Here is a 1,400-nt window from a genome sequence, read left to right on the forward strand (position 1 = left end):
TTGCACGAACATGGGGGTGCACCAGGTAACCGACACGCCGGAGTTGCGACCGAACTGTGTTTACGTGATCCCTCCCGACCAAGAGCTGGTAATCGAAGGCGACTGTGTCCACGCTCGCGACTTTGCCGAGCCGCGCGGTCTTCGCGCGCCGGTCGATGTCTTCTTTCGCTCGGTCGCCGCAGGGCGGGGCGATGGCATGGCGGTCGTTCTGACCGGGGCCGGTGCCGATGGTTCGATCGGAGTGAAGGCCATTCACGAGGGCGGCGGCGTCGTCTTTGCCCAAGAGCCAAGTGAGGCCGAGTTCAGCGCCATGCCGCAGAACGCTATCGCGACCGGCGTCGTCAGCTTCATCGCTCCAATTGCCGGCTTGGCAGAGCGCATCACGGAAGTCGCCAAGAGCAAGGAGGCCGTGCGCTCGCTCGACGAAGACGACACCGCGAACGACCTGCGCCGCATCATTGCCTTTTTGCGCACGCGCACAGGTCATGATTTTTCCAGCTACAAGCGGGCGACGGTGATGCGCCGCGTGCTACGGCGCATGCAGGTCTGCCGCATCGACAACCCGGCAGAATATGCCGAGCTGGTCCGCAGCACGCCTGAGGAAGCGCAAGAGCTGTTCGGCGACCTCCTGATCTCGGTGACGCAGTTCTTCCGGGACGAGGACTCCTACAAGGCGCTGGCTCAGAAGGCGATTCAGCGGATCATCGAGCAAGTGGGCGATGACGGAGTGCGCGCATGGTCAGTGGGCTGCGCGACCGGCGAAGAAGCCTACAGCCTTGCGATCCTGTTCTTGGAGGAGGCGGAGCGTCGCAAGGTGAAGGTGCCGATCCAGGTCTTCGCCAGCGACCTCGACGAGGGCGCGTTGGGGACAGCGCGCGAGGGGCGCTATCCGCGCACCATCGAAGCCGATGTTTCCGCGGAGCGGCTGGAGCATTACTTCATCGACGAGGGCACACACTACCGGGTCCGCAAGGAACTGAGGGACGTCGTTCTCTTTGCGTCGCACAGTGTGCTGAAGGAACCTCCTTTCATGCGCCTCGATCTCATCTCCTGTCGTAACCTGATGATCTACTTGGAAAGGTCGCTCCAGGAGCAGCTTCTCACCCTGTTCCACTATGGGCTGAACCCGCACGGTGTCCTGTTTCTCGGGTCGGCGGAAACCGCTGACAGCAGCGATTGCTTCTCGAGCCTCGACCGGCTGGCCCGGATCTACCAGGCGATCCCGCAGACGCGCCGACACATGCCCACGCTTCCCCAGTCCGGCCCGTTCCCCGCGCACGGATCGAAGGACGGAGCACCTGAGCATCACCGAGATCGTCATCGCGCCCCGATGGAACAACACACCGAGGCGCTCGAGCAGGCCGCACCGCCCAGCGTCTTGGTCGATGCGCGCCACCAGA

The 1,400-nt window shown here is 63.6% G+C and carries 1 protein-coding gene; it reads left to right on the top strand.

Going from position 1 to position 1,400, the window contains the following annotated elements:
* Positions 1-1,400, top strand: a 1,400-nt coding sequence (locus GZH79_RS03310; protein WP_283094776.1) for a CheR family methyltransferase, incomplete at both ends; no start/stop codon positions are given.

Origin of the sequence: Loktanella sp. SALINAS62, assembly GCF_018263905.1 — a bacterium.
GTDB lineage: Bacteria > Pseudomonadota > Alphaproteobacteria > Rhodobacterales > Rhodobacteraceae > Loktanella.